Genomic DNA, 14,278 nt, shown 5'->3' with positions numbered 1-14,278 from the left:
CAGTTCTCAGCTAGTGGGGGATGTCTGGCTGGTGGCGTTTTCCAGGACGACGGCGAGGCCCTGGCCCACGCCGATGCACAGCGTCGCCACACCCCAGCGCTCTCCGCTGGCTTCCATGCGCTCGGCCAGGGTGGCCAGCACGCGGGTCCCGGAGGCGCCCAAGGGGTGACCGATCGCGATCGCGCCGCCCCAGGCGTTGACGATCTCGGGGTCGATGTCCCAGGCGTCCAGGCAGGCCAGGGACTGGGCGGCGAAGGCTTCGTTGAGCTCCACCGCGCCGACCTCGCCCCAGCCGATCCCGGCGCGCTTGAGCGCCTTATTGCTGGCTTCCACCGGGGCGTAGCCGAAGTACTGCGGTTCATTGGCGGCGGCCGCCCAGCCTGCGATGCGCACCTTCGGGGTGAGCCCGAGCTGCTCACCTCCGGCGGCGGAGCCGAGCCAGACCGCGGAGGCGCCGTCGTTCATCGGGGAAGCGTTGCCCGCGGTCACGGTGCCGTTCTCGGCGCGGAACACGGTGCGCAGTCCGGCGAGCTTCTCTTCGGTGACTCCGGCGCGGATGGTCTCGTCGCGGTCCAGGTCGACTCCGGGCACGCTCACGGTGAGGTCGGTGAAGCGGCCTTCCTCCCAGGCCCGGGCGGCCAGCTCGTGGGAGCGCGCGGCGAAGGCATCCTGCCGCTCACGGTCGATGCCGTACTTCTCGCGCAGCTGTTCGGTGGCCTCACCCAGGGAGATGGTCCACTCCGGGGGCATGCGCTCGTTGACCAGCCGCCAGCCCAGCGTGGTGTTGGCGAGCTGGAGATTCGCCATCGGGAAGGGCCGCTCGGTCTTGGGCAGCACCCAGGGGGCCCGGGACATGGACTCCACGCCCCCGGCCAGGATGACGTCGGCCTCGCCCAGCGCGATCTGCCGGGCGCCAGAGATGGCGGCGTCCAGGGAGGACCCGCAGAGCCGGTTGATGGTGGTGGCGGGAACGCTCACCGGAAGCTTGGCCAGCAGCCAGGCCATTCGGGCCACGTTGCGGTTCTCCTCGCCGGCGCCGTTGGCGTTGCCGAAGATCACCTCGCCGACGATCTGCCCGGCGTTCTCGGGATCGAGCCCGGGTGCCTGCTCCAAGAGCGTGGAGATGACCAGCTCGGCCAGGTCATCGGGGCGCTGACCCGCCAGGGCCCCGCCGACCTTGCCGAAGGGTGTACGTACGCCGCTGTAGACGAAGACGTCCTGCATGTGGTCTCCCTGCCTGTGATGTGTGTTGGCTCTGATGTGTGCCGCCTGCGATGTGGGGCGCACACCCTCTGCCACCGGGGGCAGAGTGTTCGCTATGCAAACACTTGTGCGCTATGTGTACTGAGCATAGTCCGCTCAGTGGAGTTTTTCCAGGGGTGCTGGGGGTCGCTACAGGCTCGGCGGCACGGTGAGCCGACCGACGTCGTCGCCCAGGGACCGAATCAGGTCCTCGACCGTCGCGGCGCAGCGCAACAGATGCGGGAGTGTGCGCTCCACCGATTCCGCCGCCGACTCCCGGCCCGCAGAGATGGAGGTGTTCAGCGAGAGCACGATGGATCCGCGGGCGTCGCGCACGGGCACCGCCACCGAGCGCAGGCCCTCCTCGAGCTCCTCGTCCACCACCGCGTACCCGTCCGCGCGGACACCGGCGATGATGCCCTGCAGCTGCTCCGGATCGGTGACCGTGCGTCGGGTGAAGGCCGTGCGGGGCATCGCCTGGAGCCTGTGGCGCAGGGCCTCGTCGTCGAGCTCGGCCAGCAGCACCCGGCCCATGGAGGTCACGAAGGCGGGAAGCTTGGTGCCCAGGGCGAGGTCGATGCGCATGATGCGGCGGGTGTGCACGCGGCACACGTACATCACCTCATCCCCCACCAGCAGTGCGGCGGAGCAGGACTCGGCCAGCTGCTCGGAGAGCTCGCCGAGGGAAGGCTGCAGCAGCTCGTGCCAGCCCCTCCCCGACCAATATCCCTGTCCCAGGCCGAGCACCTTCGGCGTCAGCTCGAAGACGCGGCCATCGGTGTAGGCATACCCCTCGTGCACCAGGGTCAGCAGCATGCGCCGCGCCGTGGCGCGACTGACGCCGCTGCGCCGTGCCACCTCGGAGAGCGTGAGCTTCGGCTCGGCAGCGGAGAAGGATTCCAGCACCTTGAGCCCGGTGGACAGCGAGCGCACAAATTCGTTGCGCGTCGCGACCGCGGCGGTGGGCTGCCCGGAGTCCTGATGCTGGTCCTGATCCATGGCCCGATCCTACCGAGTGGCCCCTTCCTGCGTTGAGTGGCGGATTCTCCGACCATTTCTCGCGGTTTTCGGGGCCAAGTGCTCGGAAATTCCGCCGCTCAACGCTGGGTTGGGACTGGGAGGGTGCGGAAGCGCGTCTGGGCGCACCAGCCATGGGCCGCGAATGTAATGTTTGGTACATTGCGAGCATGCGCACCTCTATCGCGACTGTCTGCCTCTCCGGAAGTCTCACCGACAAACTCCACGCCTGCGCCGATGCTGGCTTCGACGGAGTCGAGATCATGGACGCGGATCTCACCGTCTCCTATGAATCCCCCGAGGAGATCCGAGCCCTGTGCCAGCGCCTGGGGCTGACCATCGACCTCTTCCAGCCCTTCCGAGACTTCGAAGGAGTGTCCGAGGAGCTGCTCGCGGAGAACCTGCGTCGCGCCGAGGCCAAGTTCCAGCTGATGAACCGGCTGGGTGCCGACACCATCCTGGTCTGCAGCAACGCCGGGACCGCAACCATCGACGACGACGACGTGGCCGCCGCCCAGCTCGGCGCCCTCGCGGACCTCGCCGCCGGATATGGCATCCGCATCGCCTATGAGGCGCTGGCCTGGGGCCGCTATGTCAACGACTACCGGCACGCGTGGAGACTCGTCGAGCTGGCCGACCGCGCGAACCTCGGCACCTGCCTGGACAGCTTCCACATCCTGGCGCGCGGTCACGATCCCGCCGCGATCGAGGACATCGACGGCGAGAAGATCTTCTTCCTGCAGCTCGCCGATGCGCCCCAGCTCGACATGGACGTCCTCTCCTGGAGCCGGCACCATCGCCTGTTCCCCGGCGAAGGCTCCTTCGACCTGAGCAGCTTTCTGACCCATGTGCTCAAGGCCGGCTACGCCGGACCGCTTTCACTGGAGGTCTTCAACGACACCTTCCGGCAGACCGATGTCACCGGTACGGCCGCGCATGCTCGACGGTCCCTGACCTGGCTGGCCGACCGCACCTCGGAGGCCAACGGCTGGAGCACCGATCGCCTCCCCGCCGCTCAGGCCCCGCGCAGCGTCGACTTTGTGGAGATCACCGGCAGCGACCTCGGCCAGGCCGACGAGACCCTGAACCAGCTGGGCTTCACCTTCCGCGGCAAGCACCGCACCAAGCAGGTCCGACTCTGGACCATGGGCTCCACCCGGGTCATCCTCAACGAGCAGAGCCAGCAGCCCGAGCCTCACCTCTCCGCGATCGGACTGCTGGTCGACGACGCCGGCCAGGCCCTTGCTCGCGGGGCCGCCCTGGGCGCGCCGATCGTGTTCCGACGCACCTACGCCGGGGACCACGAACTCAAGGCACTGGGAGCCCCGGATGGCACGGTGATCTATTGGAATGACGCACCGGCAGAGGACACCTGGGTCAGCGAATTCCACGGCGGACAGCCAGCGCTGGACTCCGCGCACGCCGTGGACCACATCAACCTCTCCTACCGCTGGCACGAGTTCGAGGAGACGGTGCTCTTCTTCCACAGCGTGCTCGGGCTCGAGGCGCAGGCCCCGGAGAACGTGCCCAGCCCGCAGGGGCTGATGCGCAGCCAGGTCATGCGCACCGCGGACGGCACCGTGCGCCTGCCGCTGAACCTTGCACCCCCCACCGCTCCGCTGCCGCCCCGGCATATCGCCGTGACCTGCACCGACATCATCGGACTGGCTCAGGACGCGCATGACCGAGGGCTGCATTTCCTCAAGATCCCGAACAACTACTACGCCGACCTCGAGGCACGCTTCGGGCTGGACGCCGAGTACCTTGCCCGGCTCAAGGAGCTGAACCTGCTCTACGACCGGGACGAGCAGGGCGAGTTCATCCACTTCTACACGCCCAGCATCGGCGGCCTGTTCCTGGAGATGGTCCAGCGCGTGGGAACCTACGACGGCTACGGGGCGGCCAACGCACCGGTCCGCCTCGCCGCTCAGCGCCGCCAGCCCCAGCTACTGCGCTGAGCAGACCCTCAGGCGTTGAGCGGCGGATTCTCCGACCAGTTGAGTCGGTTTTCGGCTCAAGGTACTCGTAGATTCCGCCGCTCAACCCTGGCGACCCGTGCCTGAAGTGTGGTTTCATTCTCCCCAAACGAATGGCCGCCGGGGGGCGGTCCACTCCGGAGGGGGCATCCGATGAGTCCAGAGGTAGTCGGGTTCGCGATCGTGCTGCTGGCATCGGTGATGCTGCTCGGCAAATACGTCCGCGTCAAAGTGCCGTTCGTCCAGAAGCTGCTCCTGCCCAGCGCCATCATCGCCGGGTTCATCGGCCTCATCGTCGGTCCACAGGTGATCGGCCGGCTCGGCGAACCGCTTGGTTGGGCCTGGTTGGAAGATGGCGGGCTGCTCACCAGTGGGATCGTAGACATCTGGGCGGAGCTGCCCGGACTGCTGATCTCGGTCGTCTTCGCCACGCTGTTCCTGGGATCGCGGATCCCCTCCCCCGTCCGGGTCGCCAAGCTGGTCGGCCCGCAGCTCTCGATCGGTGTGGCCTACGGCTCGGGCCAGTACGTGGTGGGCATCCTGCTGGGCCTGCTGGTCCTCTCCCCGCTGCTCGGGGTGGATCCCGTCTTCGGCGCGCTGATCGAGATCGCCTTCGAGGGCGGACACGGCACGGCAGCCGGCATGCAGCCAGCCTTCGAGGACATGGGCATCCCCGAGGCCACCGACCTCGCCCTGGCCATCGCCACTGTGGGGCTGGTCTCCGGGATCGTCATCGGCATCGCGGTCATCAACTGGGGCGTGCGCACCGGGCGCACCCGCGTCATCAAGAACGTCTCCGAGCAGTCGAAGTCGGAGCTGCGCGGCCTCTACAGCGACGACGAGCGCGTCTCCACCGGGCGGATGACCTCACGCCCAGGGTCGATCGAGCCGTTGACGCTGCACGTCGCCGTCGTCGGTCTCGCGATCATCATCGGCTGGCTCATCCTCGAGGGGCTCATCTGGATCGAGAATCAGCTCTGGGGCCTGCCCGGGTCGGTCTGGTCCGAGGAGGGCCTGACGCTGCTGGGCTACGTGCCGCTCTTCCCGCTGGCGATGATCGGTGGGGTGATCATCCAGGTGATCCTGGATCGCACCGGCAACACCAGCCTGCTGGACCACGAGACCATGAAGCGGATCCAGGGGCTCTCGCTGGACATCCTGATCGTGGCCGCGCTGGCGACGATCTCGCTGGATGTCATCGCCAGCTACTGGGAGACCTTCCTGATCCTCTCGATCGCCGGGATCCTCTTCTGCGCGACGATCCTGGTGTACTTCACCCCGCGGATCATCCCGGAGTTCTGGCTCGAGCGCGGCATCGCCGACTTCGGCCAGTCGATGGGGGTCACGGCGACCGGTCTGGCCCTGCTCCGAGTCGCCGACCCCGACGATGAGTCCCCGGCCCTGGAGGCCTTCGGCTATAAGCAGCTGTTCTTCGAGCCGTTCTTCGGCGGCGGACTGATCACCGCGCTGTCGATCCCGCTGATGGTCGCCACCGGCAGCGTGTACATCGTGCTGATACCCATGGCGGTGCTGTTCATCGCCTCGCTGGTGGCCGGCAGGATCTACTACAAGGGCGTCCGCTCAGGACGCTGGTCCGGCCCTCCCGCGAAGGTCGACGAGGTCACCTAGCGGCAGGGCGCCGCCACCCTCACGTTGAGCCCCCGCGTTGAGGGGCGGATTCTCCGACTACTTCATGCGCTTCTGGGCCCAAAGTGCTCGGAATTTCCGCCCCTCAGCGGGGGGGGGTCTGAGCCCCTCAGCGGGGGGTCTGAGCCCCTCAGCGCGGGGTGGGGCGGCCTACACCGGGCGGCCGTAGGTCTCGAGCAGGCGCAGCCAGACCTCGTTGACCGTGGGGAACGCCGGGACCGCGTGCCAGAGCCGGTCCAGCGGAACCTCGGCCGTGACCGCGATCGTGGCGGCCTGCAGCAGCTCGCTGACCTCGGATCCCACGAAGGTCATGCCGAGGATGACCTTCCGGTCCTCGTCGACTACCATGCGGGCGGTCCCCGGGTGGGGCTGGGACTTCAGCGCCGTTCCGGCGACATCGCCCAGCTCATAGTCCACCACGCGGATGGTGTAGCCGGCCTCGCGGGCCGCCGCGGCGGTGAGTCCGACCGAGGCGACCTCGGGCTCGGTGAAGGTGACCTGCGGGACGGCCGCATGATCGGCGGTGGCGACGTGGGCTCCCCAGGGCTGATCCTGCACCGCAGCGCCCTTCGCGCGCGCCACGATCACGTCTCCCGCCGCACGAGCCTGGTACTTGCCCTGGTGGGTCAGCAGCGCGCGATGGGTCACATCTCCCACCGCATAGAGCCAGTCGAAGCCGGGCACCTGCATGGTGTCATCGGTCTCGATCCAGGTTCCCGGCTCCAGCCCGACGCTCTCCAGGCCCAGATCCCCGGTGCGCGGGGAGCGTCCGGTCGCGGCGAGCACCTCCTGGGCCAGGACATCTTCTCCCTCTGAGACTTCGATCCGCACCCCTTCGTCCGAGCGGGAAACCCGCTCGGGGGTGGTGTTCAGCCGCAGGGTGACGCCCTGTTCCTCCAGGGCCTTGCCGACGAGCTCGCCGGCGAAGGGCTCCATTCCGCCGAGCAGCCCGCTGCGTGCGAGCACCGTGACCTCGGCTCCGAGGGAGGCATAGGCGCTGGCCATCTCGGCCGCGACCACCCCGCCGCCGATGATGGCGAGGCTCTTCGGGATGGCATGCGCGCTGGTGGCCTCGCGGCTGGTCCAGGGGCGGGCCTCCGCCAAGCCTTCGATGGGAGCGATGGCCGCGGCGGACCCGGTCGCGAGAGTGACCGCGTGACGCGCCGTGAGCTGGGTCTGCGAACCATCCTCGGCCGTGACGGTGACCTGCTTGGGCCCGGTGAGCCGCCCCTGCCCGCGGATCAGGCTGATCCCGGCGCCGTCGAGCCACTTCGCCTGACCGTCGTCCTTCCATCCGCTGGTGAAGGAGTCGCGGCGATCGAGGATGGCCTCGACGTCGAGGGTCCCGGTCACCGCCTCGGCCGCGCCGGGCACCGCCTGGGCGGAGCGCAGCGCCTGCGGGGAACGCAGCAGCACCTTCGAGGGGATGCAGGCCCAGTAGGAACATTCACCGCCCACCAGTTCGGCCTCGACGACGACGACGCTGAGCCCGCCCTGGACCGCGCGGTCGGCCGCGTTCTCCCCCACGGCTCCACCGCCGATCACGATGACATCGAACTCGGCGCTCTGCGCTGGTGCTTGTGTCTGAGATTCCATTGCTGCTCCTGATGAATAGGTGAGAGACGTGGACCTGATTCGTACAACATGAGCCACCACGCAATTGCTTCCCGGGCCGCCAGGCAGAGCGATCACGAAGCGCCGCAGGACCGCTGAGGGTGATCTTTGACACCTAATGTACGAACCGGTACGTTTGTTCCAGTCGTTGTGGCGCACGCCACTTTTATCGTGATCAAAGGAACCCCGTGACCGACACCAGGAAACCCCTGAGCCGCCGAGTGGTGGACGTGCTCACGCGCATCGAGCTCGGCTTCGCCGGGGTCATGCTTCTTGTGATCCTCGTCCTCGTCTTCACCCAGGCCGCTCAGCGCTACACCCCCTTCGAGGGCCTGGCCTGGACCGGCGAGATCTCTCGCTTCGGCCTGGCCTGGATGACCTTCTCCGTGGCCGGCGTGCTGATCACCCTGCGCGGACACATCGCGCTGGAAGTGGTCGACACGCTTCCCGCCCCGCGGCTCATCCGCGTGGTGCAGGTCGGCTCGCTGCTCATGGTCGCTCTGATCGCTCTGGGTCTGAGCAACGAGGCCTGGGGTCTGATCCAGACCCAGGGAGCGTTGAGCTCCCCCGTGCTGCGCATGCCCATGTCCGTGGTCTATATCCCGGTGCTCACCGGGATGATCAGCACCATCATCCGTTCGCTGGTCGCCGCGTGGATGATCGCCAAACACGGCCCGATCCTGCCGGCCGCTGATCTGACGCCCGAAACCGTGGAGGACCACTCGTGACACTCATTCTTCTGGGCGTTGCCATCGCCCTTCTGCTCATCCTGCGCGTGCCGGTCGCCTTCGCGTTCCTCGGCCCCTCGCTGGTCTACATGCTCCTGGACGGACAGTCCTCCGGCACCAGCCTGCGCCAGGTGACCAACGCCGTGCAGAGCTTCCCGCTGCTGGCGGTGCCGCTGTTCGTGTTCCTCGGAACCCTCGCGAACCACGCTGGCCTCGCCGATCGGCTCTTCCGCTTCGCGATGGCCGCGCTTGCCCGGATCCGCGGCAACCTCGGCTACGTCACCGTGGGCGCCAGCGTGGGCTTCTCCTGGATGAGCGGCTCGGCCGTCGCCGATGCCGCCGCACTGGGCAAGGTGCAGATCCCGGCCATGCTGCGCAACGGCTACACCCGCCGCTTCGCCACGGGCCTCTCTGCCGCCTCCTCGCTGATCGCCCCGGTCATGCCACCGAGCATCCCCGCGGTCATCTACGCTGGCCTCGCAGCCGCCTCCACCGGTGCACTCTTCGCCGCCTCCGTGGTCCCCGCACTGCTCATGGCGGTCGGACTCTGCGTGGTGGTCTGGATCCTGGTCCGGCGCAACCCGAACCTCACGGCCGGTCGTTTTGACCGCCAGGAGCTGATCAGCTCCACCAAGGGCGTGCTGCTGCCCGCAGTGACACCCGTGATCATCCTGGGCGGCATCCTCGGCGGGCTCTTCACGCCGACCGAAGCGGCCGCCGTCGCCGTCTTCTGGGTCCTGCTGATCTCGCTGATCCAGCGCTCGCTCTCCTTCAAGGGGTTCATCGCCGCCATCCGCGAGACCGCGCTGACCACGGGTGCGATCATGCTGATCGTCGCCTCGGCCGCGCTGCTCGGTCACATCATGGCGCTGGAGCGTCTGCCGCAGCTGCTCACCGAGACGCTGCTCGGCATCACCGAGAGCCCGCTGGTGTTCCTGCTGCTGGTCGCGCTGCTGATGCTCATCCTGGGCACCGTCATCGATGCCACCGCGATCCTGGTGCTCGTCGTGCCGATCCTGCTGCCGATCTCCGCGCAGTACCAGATCGACCCGATCGTGCTCGGCGTGGTGCTGATCATCTCGCTGATGATCGGGCTGCTGACTCCCCCGGTGGGCACGGCGCTGTTCGTGACCGCCTCGGTCTCGGACACCCGCGTGGGTGAGGTCTTCAAGGGCGCCCTGCCCTTCGCGATGCCCGCGGTGATCGTGCTGCTGCTGGTCATCTTCTTCCCCAACGCGCTGATGTTCTTCCCGGAGGTGCTCGGCCTGTGATCGAGACTCTGAGAAGCACCGACACGGGGCGCAGCATCCTCGCCGGGCTCATCGGCCACGGCGTCGGCCCCTCGCTGACTCCCACGATGCATGAGCTCGAGGGCTCGCGCCACGGGATGCGCTACATCTACCGCAGCATCGAGTTCGCCGGTGGCGAGGGCTCCCAGGAGGAGCTGGGCGGTCTGCTGCAGATGGCCCAGCGGCTGGGCTTCAACGGGCTGAACATCACCTTCCCCGCGAAGCAGTCCGTGGTGCCGCTGCTCGATGAGCTCGGTCCCTCTGCCGCCATGATCGGCGCGGTCAACACCGTGGTCTTCACCGACGACGGCGCCACGGTCGGCCACAACACCGACGTCACTGGATTCCAGGCCTGCATCGACGACGGCCTGGGCGAGACCGCCTGCGGCCACGTGGTGCTGGTGGGATCCGGCGGCGCCGGCTCCGCGGTGGCGCATGCGCTGGTCATGCGCGGAGTCACAAGCCTGAGCCTGGTGGACGTGGATCTCGAGAAGAGCGCCACCCTGGCTCGCAGCCTGCACACCACGCATGGCTTCACCGCTGAGCGGGCTCAACCCGAGCACCTTCCTCAGCTTCTCCAGCGTGCCGACGGCGTGGTCAACGCCACTCCCTTCGGCATGGCCCACCACCCGGGATCACCGTTCGACACCGAGCTGCTGCAGCCGCGGCACTGGGTGGCCGACGTCGTGTACCGACCGGTGGACACCGTGCTGCTCCGCGCAGCCGAAGAACGCGGCTGCCTGACGGTCTCGGGGCTCGGCATGGCCATGCATCAGGCCGCCGACGCCTTCGAGATCTTCACCGGGGAGACCGCAGACCGCGTGTCCATGCTCGATGACCTCAATGCCCTGATCGAAGCCGAATCACCACACCCTCGTGCAACGATGCACCGATGAAAGGAACACCCACCATGTCCAAGCGATACAACACCCTGAGCAAGGCCGCCGTCATCGCCGCCCTGCCGATCCTCGGTCTCACTGCCTGCGGCGGAGGCGACGAGGAAGCCGGCGGCGACGGCGGAGGCAGCGGCGAGTCGATGGAGCTGACCCTCGCGCACAGCTACAACGATGACCAGCCCCAGGCCCGCTGCGGCGCCGACGTGATCAAGGAAGAGGTCGAGGCCGCCGACGTGGGGCTCACCATCGAGATCTTTGGCTCCAGCCAGCTCGGCGGCGACGCCGACCGCATCGCCTCCGTCGCCTCCGGTGACGTGGACATCGACATCCAGGGCGCCTCCGCGCTGGGTGCCGTCTACGAGCCGATCAGCGTGCTCGATGCCGCCTACGCCTTCGACGACGCCGATCACCTCGCCCGCTTCATGGAGAGCGAAGAGGGAACCCAGGTCGTGGAGGACTTCGCCGAGTCCGCCGGCATCCAGACCCTGGGCGCCTGGTCGGCAGGCGCCCGCCACTTCACCTCCAACGAGCCCATCAGCTCCCCCGAGGACCTGGAAGGCATGCAGATCCGCTTCCCCGGATCCCCGCAGTTCCTGATGAACGCCGAGGCCATGGGTGCCGATGCGGTGGAGGTCGCCTATGAGGAGCTCTACCTGTCGCTGCAGCAGGGCGCAGTGGACGGTCAGGAGAACCCGATCACCAACATCGAGTCCGAGAACCTCAACGAGGTCCAGGACTACCTGAACCTCAGCTCGCACCAGCTCAACACCAACCTGGTGATCATGTCGGACAAGTGGAACGACCTCGACGAGGAGCAGCAGGAGGCGCTGACCAGCGCAGTCGAATCTGCCGTCACCGAGGTGACCGAGTGCGTCGCCACGGACGAGGAAGAGACGCTGACCGAATGGCGCGACGGCGGCGACTGGGAGGTCAATGACGATGTGGACGTGGAGGCGTTCCAGGAGCAGACCCTCCCGAACCTCGAAGAGGCCCTCGAGGGCGACTCCCTGGCCACCTTCGAAGCCATCCGCTCCACGAGCGAGTGACCTGACCCTATGCCCAGCATGGTTCCCACGCTCACCGGAGAGGTGCCCGGAGATTCACTGGGCACGACTCTGGTGCACGAGCACCTGATCGTCAGCGACCCGCAGCTCGACCGCGACCTCCCCCACCCTGAGTGGGACGAGACCGCGGTCATGGCACGAGTCGAGGCTCAGCTGCAGGCGCTGGCAGAGCTGGGCGTAGACACGATCGTGGACCTCACCGTCCCCGGTCTCGGACGAGACGTGCGGCGGGTCGCCGAACTGGCCCGCCGCACCTCGGTCCGCATCCTGGTGGCCACCGGCTGGTACACCAGCGACGTGCTGCCGCACTTCTTCCGACTCAACGGGCCGGGCCGACTGGTGGAGGGCCCCGATCCGCTGATCGATCTGTTCCTGCGCGACATCCAGGAAGGCATCGCGGGAACCGACCTGCGTGCGGCCATGCTCAAGGTCTGCTCGGACAGCGCCGGGATCACCGCCGACGTCGCACATGTCTTCACCGCCGCCGCCCAGGCCCACCGGGAGACCGGCGTGCCGATCACCACACATTCAGATCCCGCCTCCCGCGGGGGCCTCGAGCAGCAGCGCCTGCTGGGCAGCCTCGGCGTGAGCCTGGATCGGGTGGTCATCGGGCACAGCGGCGACTCCACCGATCTGGACTACCTGCGCGAACTCGCCGAGGCCGGGTCTTTCCTGGGCTTCGACCGTTTCGGGATGAGCCACACGGGATCCGACGAAGATCGCATCCGCATGCTGCTGGAGCTGCTGGAGCTGGGGCTCGAGGGTCAGCTGCTGCTCTCCCACGACGCCGCGGTGTTCAGCCGCATCACCCCACCCTCCTGGCGCGCCGAACATGCGCCGCAGTGGAGCATGGACCACCTGCACCGCCGCATCCTGCCGCGGCTGCGCGCCGAGGGGCTCGACGCCGCCCTCGAGCATAAACTCCTGGTCGACAACCCCCGACGCCTCCTGACAGGGGCATAAGCCAGCAGGACCCTGCCGTGAGGGGATCTGATACTCTCGCGGCGAAGCCAGGAGGAGAATACTGTGACTGAGACGCCGCCCCGACAGCGCGACGCCGTACGCACCCGAGCCGAGGTGCTCGCAGTGGCCACAGAGGTCTTCGCCGACGACGGCTACTCCGGTGCGCGCATCGATGAGATCGCGCGCCGCACCCGGACCACCAAGCGGATGATCTACTACTACTTCGGTGGCAAGGAACAGCTGTACATGGCGGTGCTGGACAACGCCTATCGCGGGATCCGCAAGGCCGAGCAGACGCTCCAGGTCGATGAGATGAACCCGATCGACGCGCTGCGCGAGCTGGCCGAGCTGACCTATGAGCACCACCTGCGCAATTCGGCGTTCATCCGGCTGGTCTCCATCGAGAACATCCACCGCGGCAAGTACATCCGCAAGCTGGAGTCACTCAGCGATCTGGGCCAGCCGGCGGTGACGATCCTCGACGGGATCATCGCCCAGGGCAAGAAGCAGGGGGCCTTCCGCGAGGAGGTCAACGCGCTCGACCTGCACCTCTTGATCAGCTCCTACTGCGTCTTCCAGATCGCCAACCGGTACACCTTCAGCTACCTGTTCGACCCGGACTTCACCACGCAGCCCCGCCAGGACCGGATGCGGGGCTTCATCGGCGACGTCGTCGTCGCCTGGGCCACAGCACCCACGCCACCCACGCGTTGAGGGGCGGATTCTCCGGGTAACTGGGCCCTTCTGGGGCCTCAACTACTCGGAGATTCCGCCCCTCAACGTGAAGTGGGGACCGCCCCGCCCCTCAACGAGAAGGGGTGAAGCTCAGGCGTCGCCGTCGAACAGGGAGGTCACCGAACCGTCGGTGAAGACCTCCTTGATCGCCCGGGCGAGGATCGGCGCGATGGAGAGCACGGTGAGTGTCTCGAAGCGCTTCTCCTCGGGGATCGGCAGTGTGTTCGTCACGACGATCTCACGGGCGCCACAGTTGGCGAGCCGCTCCGAGGCAGGCTCGGAGAGCACCGCGTGGGTGGCGGCGATGATGACATCCTTGGCGCCGGCATCCTTGAGGACCTTCACGGCCCCGGAGATGGTCCCGCCGGTGTCGATCATGTCGTCGATGAGCACACAGGTGCGCCCCTCGACCTGGCCGACGACCTGCTTGGACTCGGCCTTGTTCGGCTGGGTGACGTCGCGAGTCTTGTGCACGAAGGCCAGCGGTGCGCCGCCCAGGCGGTCGGCCCACTGCTCAGCGACCCGGACCCGTCCGGTGTCTGGGGAGACCACGGTGACCTCGTCCTCGGTGACGCGGCCACGGATGTGCTCGGCCAGCAGCGGGACGGCGAAGAGGTGGTCCACGGGTCCGTCGAAGAAGCCCTGGATCTGCGCGGTGTGCAGGTCCACGCTCATGATCCGGTCGGCGCCGGCGGCCTTGTAGAGGTCGGCCACCAGGCGGGCGGAGATCGGTTCGCGACCACGGCCCTTCTTGTCCTGGCGGGCGTAGGGGTAGAACGGTGAGACCACGGTGATGCGCTTGGCCGAGGCTCGCTTCATGGAGTCCACCATGATCAGCTGCTCCATGAGCCAGTTGTTCAGCGGGGCCGGGTGGGACTGCAGCAGGAAGATGTCCTTGCCGCGGACCGACTCGGAGGAGCGGACGTAGAGCTCCCCGTTGGCGAAGTCATAGGCACTCATCGGCAGCAGCTCGGTGCCGAGCTCCTTGGCGATCTCCTCTGCCAGCTCCGGGTGTGCACGCCCGGATGCCAGTACCAGGGTCTTTTCCCCGCTCAGCCTGATTTCGTCCATGGGTGTTCTTGCCTCTCGCCGGCGTTGCTGTGGGTT

At 67.7% G+C, this 14,278-nt stretch carries 12 protein-coding genes; 8 read left to right on the top strand and 4 right to left on the bottom strand.

All coding sequences use genetic code 11. From position 1 onward, the window contains the following. Positions 1–6 precede the first annotated feature (6 nt). The gene (locus tag H4W26_RS12990; protein WP_192592615.1) at positions 7–1,224 is read right to left on the bottom strand and encodes a thiolase family protein; all 1,218 of its coding nucleotides are present in this window, start codon (positions 1,222–1,224) and stop codon (positions 7–9) included. Positions 1,225–1,392: 168 nt separating this feature from the next. Then, a complete protein-coding gene (locus H4W26_RS12985; protein ID WP_192592614.1) occupies positions 1,393–2,241 on the bottom strand; it encodes an IclR family transcriptional regulator domain-containing protein in 849 nt (282 codons plus the stop codon). Between the two features lie 188 nt (positions 2,242–2,429). On the opposite strand from H4W26_RS12985, the gene H4W26_RS12980 reads away from it, so the two are divergent. After that, positions 2,430–4,217, top strand: a complete 1,788-nt coding sequence (locus H4W26_RS12980) for a sugar phosphate isomerase/epimerase and 4-hydroxyphenylpyruvate domain-containing protein (RefSeq protein WP_192592613.1) — start codon at positions 2,430–2,432, stop codon at positions 4,215–4,217. Between the two features lie 171 nt (positions 4,218–4,388). Beyond that, positions 4,389–5,864: a sodium/glutamate symporter gene (locus H4W26_RS12975; protein WP_192592612.1), complete on the top strand. Its 1,476-nt coding sequence runs from the start codon at positions 4,389–4,391 to the stop codon at positions 5,862–5,864. Between the two features lie 168 nt (positions 5,865–6,032). Here the strand turns inward: H4W26_RS12975 and H4W26_RS12970 are convergent, their stop codons facing one another. Next, complete coding sequence (locus H4W26_RS12970) at positions 6,033–7,478, bottom strand: dihydrolipoyl dehydrogenase family protein (protein WP_192592611.1); 1,446 nt, start codon at positions 7,476–7,478, stop codon at positions 6,033–6,035. A gap of 206 nt (positions 7,479–7,684) precedes the next feature. Here H4W26_RS12970 and H4W26_RS12965 point away from each other — a divergent pair, with 206 nt between their 5' ends. The 6 genes from H4W26_RS12965 (at position 7,685) to H4W26_RS12940 (ending at position 13,150) form a co-directional block, all read left to right on the top strand. Then, the gene (locus H4W26_RS12965) at positions 7,685–8,224 is read left to right on the top strand and encodes a TRAP transporter small permease (protein ID WP_192592610.1); all 540 of its coding nucleotides are present in this window, start codon (positions 7,685–7,687) and stop codon (positions 8,222–8,224) included. Next, complete coding sequence (locus H4W26_RS12960; RefSeq protein WP_192592609.1) at positions 8,221–9,495, top strand: TRAP transporter large permease; 1,275 nt, start codon at positions 8,221–8,223, stop codon at positions 9,493–9,495. The genes H4W26_RS12965 and H4W26_RS12960 overlap by 4 nt, the downstream gene beginning before the upstream one ends. Next, positions 9,492–10,409 (top strand): shikimate dehydrogenase, encoded by a 918-nt coding sequence (locus H4W26_RS12955; protein WP_318779888.1) that lies wholly within the window; start codon positions 9,492–9,494, stop codon positions 10,407–10,409. Before H4W26_RS12960 ends, H4W26_RS12955 begins: the two co-directional genes overlap by 4 nt. A gap of 14 nt (positions 10,410–10,423) precedes the next feature. Then, positions 10,424–11,455, top strand: coding sequence for a DctP family TRAP transporter solute-binding subunit (locus H4W26_RS12950; protein WP_192592608.1), 1,032 nt, complete (start codon positions 10,424–10,426; stop codon positions 11,453–11,455). 9 nt (positions 11,456–11,464) lie between these two features. Beyond that, positions 11,465–12,436 carry a phosphotriesterase family protein gene (locus tag H4W26_RS12945; protein WP_192592607.1) on the top strand — a complete coding sequence of 324 codons (972 nt, stop codon included), beginning with the start codon at positions 11,465–11,467 and terminating at the stop codon, positions 12,434–12,436. Between the two features lie 63 nt (positions 12,437–12,499). Continuing rightward, on the top strand, positions 12,500–13,150 hold the full coding sequence (locus H4W26_RS12940) for a TetR/AcrR family transcriptional regulator (protein ID WP_192592606.1): 651 nt from the start codon (positions 12,500–12,502) through the stop codon (positions 13,148–13,150). Positions 13,151–13,261: 111 nt separating this feature from the next. On the opposite strand, the gene H4W26_RS12935 is transcribed toward H4W26_RS12940, so the two are convergent. Further along, positions 13,262–14,242, bottom strand: coding sequence for a ribose-phosphate diphosphokinase (locus H4W26_RS12935; protein WP_192592605.1), 981 nt, complete (start codon positions 14,240–14,242; stop codon positions 13,262–13,264). Between the last annotated feature and the right edge of the window lie 36 nt (positions 14,243–14,278).

This window comes from Nesterenkonia halotolerans (assembly GCF_014874065.1).
Classification (GTDB): domain Bacteria; phylum Actinomycetota; class Actinomycetes; order Actinomycetales; family Micrococcaceae; genus Nesterenkonia; species Nesterenkonia halotolerans.
The sequence above is the reverse complement of the archived record's forward strand: the minus strand, read 5'-3'. Positions and strand labels throughout refer to the sequence as shown.